Source organism: Psychrilyobacter piezotolerans (assembly GCF_003391055.1).
In the GTDB taxonomy this organism is placed as follows: domain Bacteria; phylum Fusobacteriota; class Fusobacteriia; order Fusobacteriales; family Fusobacteriaceae; genus Psychrilyobacter; species Psychrilyobacter piezotolerans.
Genome location: NZ_QUAJ01000020.1, coordinates 68,015 through 75,219 on the forward strand (window position 1 = coordinate 68,015; position 7,205 = coordinate 75,219).

The following is a 7,205-nucleotide window of genomic DNA, read 5'->3' on the forward strand; positions in this document are numbered from 1 at the left end:
TTTAATTACATCTAATTAAATGACGTTTTGCAGTAATAAAAACTTTATAAAAACTAAAAAACTTAGCCACCAATGAACACCAATTGGAATTCAAAATGTACAATGGAGACCAAAAAAATGGACACAGATAACACAGATTATATACGAGTATTAAAAAATTGTAGAGTTAATAAAAAACTTTAAATATATAAAGAGATTATCACAGATATATTTAAAATTTAGAATTATTTCTATTGGAGAAAATTAGTGATAATTGGTGGCAAAAGAATAATCTGTGAAAATCAGGCTATCTATCTGCGTGATCTGTAGCAAAAATCATTATACAGGGGGAAGTTATGAAACAGGAAAATATTAAAGGAAATTTTAAGGGACTGATACCTTTCTTTATCTTTATCGGTCTTTATTTGGGAAGCGGACTGGTTCTTCAAGCCCAGGGGGTAGAACTGGCATTTTATCAGCTGCCTGCTCCTATAGCAGCCTTTGCAGGGGTTGTCAGTGCATTTATCCTTTTTAAGGGAACGATTACTGAAAAATTCAATACCTTTGTCAGCGGATGCGGTCACCAGGACATAGTGATCATGTGTATAATTTATTTACTTGCCGGAGCCTTTGCCGGAGTATCCAAGGCCATGGGAGGAGTAGATTCTACGGTTAATTTGGGACTTACCTATATTCCTGCACAGTATATAGCTGCCGGGTTATTTATTATAGCCGGATTTATTTCCACAGCTACAGGAACTTCTATCGGAGCCATTGTTGCCATTGCTCCCATTGCTGTAGGGCTGGCTGAAAAGGGAGGACTTTCCCTGCCATTGGTTCTTGCAGCTGTTATGGGTGGATCTATATTTGGAGATAATCTTTCAATAATTTCAGATACTACAATTGCAGCAACGAGAACTCAGGGCGTAGAGATGAAGGATAAGTTCAGGGTGAATATCTTGATTACAGCTCCTGCAGCTATACTTACCATTGTCCTTTTAGTTGTTTTTGGAAGACCGGAAGTCCTGCCTGAAGTTCAAAACTATGATTTCAATTTAATTAAAATCTTGCCTTATATCTTTGTATTGGTATTTTCTTTAATAGGGATGAATGTCTTCACGGTTTTGACCGGGGGAATCGCTCTTTCGGGGATACTTGGATTTATCTACGGAAGTTTTAATTTACTGGGTTTTTCAAAGGAAATTTATAATGGTTTTTCAGGAATGAATGAAATTTTTCTCCTTTCATTTCTTACAGGCGGTCTGGCTACAATGGTTGCTAAAGCCGGGGGAATTCAGTGGCTCCTTGAAAAAATACAAAAAAGTATTAAAGGGCCTAAGACTGCACAGCTTGGGATAGGAGCGTTGGTAGGACTTACAGATATGGCAGTTGCAAACAACACCGTTGCCATCATTATAAATGGTCCCATTGCTAAAAAGCTCTGCAGAAAATATGATGTTGATCCGAGAAAAAGTGCTGCTATACTGGATATTTTTTCATGCATAGCCCAGGGAATTATTCCATATGGAGCTCAGATGCTTATTTTAGTAGGATTTGCAGGAGGAAAAGTGACACCGTTACAGGTTATGCCGTTATTATGGTATCAGCAGTTATTACTGATATCTGTAATAGTTTCGATCCATATACCCTTTGCAGATGGTCTTATGAGAAAAAAAGCATGGGTATGGGAAGCAGAGTAGATATAGAAAATTTTATTTGATTAAAAAGGGGAGAGAGATGGGAAGAAGATTAGAGGGGATAAATAGAAATGTATTTATAGTCACTATTTTGATAATTTTGGGTTCCATAAATTATGGATGTAATAGAGTTCCTGTAAAAAATAAAAATTATCAGGAAGCTGTGAAGACAGTAAATAAAGATTATATAAAAAATACAGAAGGTTTAATGATTATCGATACCAGGTCGGATGAGGAATTTAACGGATGGAGTTTAAATGAAGGAATAAAAGGCGGACATATTCCTGGTGCAATTAATTTACAGTTTAATTTATTAGAAGGTTTAAATGAAAATGAAATAAAAAAAATATTTAAAAAAAACGGATTATCGCCGGAAAAAAACATAGTTGTATATTCTAATTACGGAAAAGAGAGTCTGAAACTTTATAATATTTTAAAAAGTTCAGGTTATAAAGATGTGGCCAACTATGAGGGCGGTATGCAGGACTGGAGCAGGGATAATTCTTTAAAAATTGATAAGTTAAAGAACTATGAAAAGTTAGTTTATCCTGAATGGGTTAAAGATTTAACAGAGGGAAAAGAAGTGAAAAATTATGATGGAAGGGAATATATCATTGTAAATGTAAATTATGAACAAAAAAAAGAATATGAAAAAGGACATATAAAAGGTGCTATCTATATAGATACAAACGATATAGAAAGTTTACCCCTTTGGAATGTAGTTTCGGATGATAAAATAAAAAAATTATTAAATGAAACAGGGATAACTAAGGATAAAATGATTATAATCTATAGTGATGAAGCTATGGCAGCAGGTCGTTTAGCACATGTTCTTATGTATGCCGGGGTTGAAGATGTCAGGATAATAAATTCAAATGTAAAAGGATTAGTAGATGCCGGATTACCTTTGGAGAAAGGTGAGAATATTTGGGTTTCAGATAATAATTTTGGAGGGCAGATACCTATCCACCCGGAATATACAAAAAATTTGAAAGAAGCAAAAGAATTAATTGAAGATCCCAATGGCAGGTTAACAGCAGTAGTTTCATGGGAAGAGTATGCAGGGATAAACAATGGGGGATATTCTTATTTCACTGAAAAAGGTCGTATACCGGGGTCTGTATTCGGGCACGGCGGTTCAGACGGGTATCATTCGGAAGATTTTGTGGATTCAGATGGAACAATGAGGGACTATACCCAGATACAAAAAATGTGGGAAGAATGGGATATCAAACCTGAAAATGAATCTTCTTTTTTCTGTGCCACAGGATGGAGAGGAGCACTGGCTTTCTTTGACGCATATTTAATGGGATGGGAAAATGTAAGTATCTATGACGGAGGATTCTATGAGTGGATACAGGATTCTAAAAATCCTATTGCTGCAGGGGATCCCAGGGTAAATAAAAAACTATAAAAAGGGGATAAAAGATGAAAAGTATTAACAAATTACCAGAAAATTTCCAGGATTTTGAAGAAGCCAGACGGGACGGATTTTTAACCATAAAAGAACTGAAAGACAGCGGAAAAAATATAGTAGGTACATTTTGTACATATACACCTAAGGAATTAATCTATGCAGCAGGAGCGGTCCCCGTATCCCTTTGTTCTGTAAGTGAAGAGACTATACCAACAGCGGAAAAACATCTGCCGAAAAACTTATGTCCACTAATAAAGGCAAGTTATGGCTATGCTCTCACTGATAAATGCCCGTATATGTATTTTGCCGATATGATTGTAGGAGAAACAACCTGCGACGGGAAAAAGAAGATGTATGAACTCCTGGGGGAGTTAAAAGATACCTATATAATGCAGCTTCCCCAGACCCAGGATAAAGAAAGGGGAATGGATCTTTGGAAGGAAGAGGTATCCAGATTTAAGGATAAATTAGAGAAAAAGTTTAATGTATCCATCTCAAAGGAAAAAATTTCAGAAGCAATCTCTCAGATTAACGATGAAAGAAAGCTTTTAAAGGAGTTTTACAGCCTGGGAAAACTAACTCCCCCGCCTCTTTCGGGATATGAGATGCATAAGGTTTTAAATGGTGTCAGCTATACCTTTGATAAAAAACTTCAAAATGAAAAAATAAGAGAAATTATAGAAAACCTGAAGGAGATTGACAGAAATAAGAGCTCTAAAGTTTCTGTGAGAGCACCGAGAATATTAATTACAGGATGTCCTATAGGGGGAGTTGCAGAAAAAATCATAAAACCTATTGAAGATGCAGGAGCTGTAGTAGTTTCATATGAAAACTGCGGGGGAGCCAAGAATTTAGACAGACTTGTAGATGAAACAATAGATCCTATCCAGGCACTGGCGGAAAAATATATATCTATTCCCTGTTCTGTTATGTCGCCCAATACAGACAGGGAGGATCTTTTGAAGAGGCTTATGGATGAATATCAGATAGACGGAGTTGTAGAGGTAATTCTTCAAGCCTGTCACACCTACAGTGTAGAGACTCACATGATAAAAAGAGTTGTGACTAAGGAAAAGGATGTTCCGTATATTGCCCTTGAGACAGATTATTCAACAGGGGATACAGGTCAGATAAAAACAAGGATAGAGGCATTTATTGAGATGCTGTAAAAAACTTAAATCTTATATAATTGGAGAAATTATGTACACCAGATCTAATAGTGCAGATTATTCCTTTAATAAAATGGAGTAAAATGATAGAATAATAAATGTATTCTCAATGAGTAAAAGTACACAGGATACAAAAAAAATTAGCAATAAATAAATAAATAAAATATAAACTGGGGTGAAGAGATGAAAAAATTGTTTGTTATACTGGCACTGGCATTTGGAATGATAGGATGCGGCAGTAAAGTGGAGGAACCAAAAGCTCAAATAGCTAAAGAAGGTTCTGTTGGTGTGAAGGAAGTTCAAAATGCAGGGGAAGATAAAAATATAGTTGTGATGGATACCAGAAGTTATGATGAATACAACGGTTGGGATCTGAAAGGGAATGGAATTAACGGTCATATTCCTGGAGCGGTAAATTATCCTGCCACTGCTGTTAAAGACGGGGATGTAGAAAAGGCTCTTGAGAGAAAAGGGATTGTAGCAGGAAACGAGATAATTCTCTACGGTGAAGGGTCAGAAACTATGAAAAATATCCTTACAGAGAAAGGATATACAGTATCTGTCTTTGATGGAGGAGTAGAGGAATGGGGAGATAAATCTCTACCTTTGGAAAAGTTAAAAAGATATGAGACTATTGTTCCTGTGAGCTGGGTCAAGGATCTTTCAGAGGGGGAAAAAGTGAGCCACTATGACGGAAGACCTGTAAAGGTATTTAATGTAGGGTGGAGTGAAGAAGGTAAGCCTCATAAAGAAGGACATATTCCAGGATCTTACTGGATGCATACAGGATGGGTAGAGGTAGGGCCTCTTTGGAACAGAGTTGATGATATGAGTATTAAGGCTGAGATGGAAAGACAGGGAATCACAACAGATACCCTTGTACTTGTTTACGGTGATCCTATGGCCGCTGCAAGATTTGGAGTTATAGCTAAATATGCAGGTGTAGAAGATGTGAGAATGATAAATGGCGGAATGAAGGCATGGAAAGATGCTGGATACCCTGTGGAAACTGAGATGAAAAATCCAGAGCCGGTAAAAGAATTTGGGGCAGATGTTCCACAAAACCCTGAACTTATTGTAGATCTTCCTGAAGCTGTGGAATTATTGAAGGCTGAAGACGGGGATCTTATCAGTATCAGAAGCTGGAAAGAATACCTTGGGAAAATCAGCGGGTATGACTATATCAAGCCCAGAGGAAGGATCAAAGGAGCTAAATGGGGGATGGCAGGATCGGACCCTTGGCACTTAGAGGATTACAGAGATATGGATCAGTTTCATATGAGACCATATACCGAGATTGAGAAGATGTGGGACGGACTGAAGATAAATCCAGAAAATCATCTGGCATTTTACTGCGGAACAGGATGGAGAGCAAGTGAAGTATGGTTCTATGCACAGGCTATGGGTCTTGAAAAAATATCCCTATATGACGGCGGATGGAAAGAATGGTCTGAAACAAAAGAAACAAAGGAAAAGTTTTTAAAGGGAGAACCTGAAAAATTAAATGGAGAGAGTTTTTTGGATTAGTAACTTTATATAGATGAAAAAGGGAGCAGATGGAATAATCTGCTCCCTTTTTCATCTATGAACTCTTCCTTCTTATGGCTTCCCTTCATAAAGGAAACCAAAGTAATAAATATAATGGGTAGGGAGAAAGATTAATTTTATAGTTAGTGATGATAGATTCAGGCAACAAGTAGCAAGTAGAGAAGAAAAATAAGTGATTAGGTGGAAAGTAAAGGAGAAAAGGAGTATACTTAATTTTGTAAAGGGAAAATAACTTAATGCAAAAAGGGGGAATAAAATATGGCAACAATAGCATTTAAAAGTATTTATCAATTAAAAATCGAATTAAAGGGAGCTAAGCCTCCTATTTGGAGGAGAGTTTTGGTTCCCAGTAATATAAGATTAGATAAACTTCACGAAGTTATACAGGAGTCTATGGGATGGTTTAACTATCATCTACACCATTTTTATGATGGAAAGAAGTATTATCAGATACCTTTGGAGGAAGATGATGGGTTTTGGGGAGACTCTTCTTTGGATGAGAGAAAATATAAGTTATATCAATTATTAAAAAAGGAAAAACAAAAACTTACCTATGAGTATGACTTCGGTGACGGATGGGAACATAAAATAATATTGGAGAAGATACTGCCTTTTGATTCTGAGATGAAACTGCCTGTATGCATAAAAGGGAAAAGAGCATGTCCTCCTGAAGATTGTGGCGGGATATGGGGGTATGAACACCTATTAGAGATAATATCTGACCCTACCCACGAAGAATATAAGGAAATGACGGAGTGGTTAGGTAGAGAATTTGATCCAACAAACTTTGATCTAGAATTAATAAATGAGTTATTAGAAGAGATTGAGATCTAATAAGGTCTAAGCAGAATATTAACTTCTACCTTTTGAAAATTTGTCTATAATCGGACAAACCAAAGTTGAGGCGAAAGATAAAAATATAAAATAAAAGATCCAGTAGAGCAGTCAAAATGACTGTTTTTACTGGATCTTTTCTATAAAATCCTCCAAGGAGGAGGATAGTCTTTTTTATTTAAAAATATTTAACCCACAGATAGATATTAGCTACAAATAAAGTCTGGACTGCTATTATTAATCCGAATTTCATAAACTTACCAAAACTTATCTTACACCCTGCCTTAGTGGCTGAATTTATAGCCACCACATTGGTTGCAGATGCCAGGATAGTTATGTTCCCTCCCAGGAGTGATCCCATAGAAAGTGCCCACCAAAATGTCGTAGTTTGCAGACCTTCAAAACTAGGAATCATAAAATGAATTATCTTGGAGACCATGGCTGCATTGGCTACATTTCCAATTACCGAGGTGAATAATGCCGATACCCACATTATCATACTCACTGCCAATGGGAAATTTCCCCGGGTGTATTTTACAATATTGTGTCCAACAATATCCA

At 36.5% G+C, this 7,205-nt stretch carries 6 protein-coding genes; 5 read left to right on the forward strand and 1 reads right to left on the reverse strand.

The annotated features are described in order from the left end of the window. Positions 1 to 335: 335 nt before the first annotated feature. From DYH56_RS11270 to DYH56_RS11290, 5 genes are all read left to right on the forward strand, one after another. Complete coding sequence (locus DYH56_RS11270) at positions 336 to 1,679, forward strand: Na+/H+ antiporter NhaC family protein (protein WP_114642974.1); 1,344 nt, start codon at positions 336 to 338, stop codon at positions 1,677 to 1,679. A gap of 37 nt (positions 1,680 to 1,716) precedes the next feature. Beyond that, positions 1,717 to 3,090, forward strand: a complete 1,374-nt coding sequence (locus DYH56_RS11275; RefSeq protein WP_114642975.1) for a sulfurtransferase — start codon at positions 1,717 to 1,719, stop codon at positions 3,088 to 3,090. 14 nt (positions 3,091 to 3,104) lie between these two features. Continuing rightward, complete coding sequence (locus tag DYH56_RS11280; RefSeq protein ID WP_114642976.1) at positions 3,105 to 4,262, forward strand: double-cubane-cluster-containing anaerobic reductase; 1,158 nt, start codon at positions 3,105 to 3,107, stop codon at positions 4,260 to 4,262. Between the two features lie 183 nt (positions 4,263 to 4,445). Continuing rightward, complete coding sequence (locus DYH56_RS11285; protein ID WP_114642977.1) at positions 4,446 to 5,789, forward strand: sulfurtransferase; 1,344 nt, start codon at positions 4,446 to 4,448, stop codon at positions 5,787 to 5,789. Between the two features lie 279 nt (positions 5,790 to 6,068). Next, a complete protein-coding gene (locus tag DYH56_RS11290) occupies positions 6,069 to 6,644 on the forward strand; it encodes a plasmid pRiA4b ORF-3 family protein (protein ID WP_114642978.1) in 576 nt (191 codons plus the stop codon). Between the two features lie 178 nt (positions 6,645 to 6,822). Here the strand turns inward: DYH56_RS11290 and DYH56_RS11295 are convergent. Continuing rightward, a partial coding sequence (locus tag DYH56_RS11295) for an ArsB/NhaD family transporter (protein WP_304466114.1) occupies positions 6,823 to 7,205 on the reverse strand: 383 nt, incomplete at its 5' end.

Excerpts from the sequence above, each read along its gene's own strand:
- DYH56_RS11285 (WP_114642977.1), top strand. The coding sequence starts at position 4,446 with ATGAAAAAATTGTTTGTTATACTGGCACTGGCATTTGGAATGATAGGA.
- DYH56_RS11290 (WP_114642978.1), top strand. The coding sequence starts at position 6,069 with ATGGCAACAATAGCATTTAAAAGTATTTATCAATTAAAAATCGAATTA.
- DYH56_RS11280 (WP_114642976.1), top strand. The coding sequence starts at position 3,105 with ATGAAAAGTATTAACAAATTACCAGAAAATTTCCAGGATTTTGAAGAA.
- DYH56_RS11275 (WP_114642975.1), top strand. The coding sequence starts at position 1,717 with ATGGGAAGAAGATTAGAGGGGATAAATAGAAATGTATTTATAGTCACT.
- DYH56_RS11270 (WP_114642974.1), top strand. The coding sequence starts at position 336 with ATGAAACAGGAAAATATTAAAGGAAATTTTAAGGGACTGATACCTTTC.